General features: G+C 50.2%; 1 protein-coding gene. It reads right to left on the bottom strand.

The annotated features are described in order from the left end of the window. A partial coding sequence (locus E0D98_RS26675) for a transposase (RefSeq protein ID WP_063183510.1) occupies window positions 1–255 on the bottom strand: 255 nt, incomplete at both ends.

Consider the following 255-nt stretch of genomic DNA (forward strand, 5'->3'; position numbering starts at 1 on the left):
GGAGGATAGCCAGCTCTTCATCCCGTTCTGCCAGCTGGCGTTTGAGACGTGCAATCTCGGTAGACATCTCCAGTTCACGTTCAGAAGACGTCTGCTGATTTTGCTGTTTACTGCGCCAGTTGTAGAGTTGTGATTCATACAGGCTGAGTTCACGGGCTGCGGCAGTAACACCGATGCGTTCAGCAAGCTTCAGGGCTTCACTGCGAAATTCAGGCGAATGCTGTTTACGGGGTTTTTTACTGGTTGATACTGTTT

This window comes from Escherichia sp. KCJ4928 (assembly GCF_004352695.1).
GTDB lineage: Bacteria > Pseudomonadota > Gammaproteobacteria > Enterobacterales > Enterobacteriaceae > ECMA0423.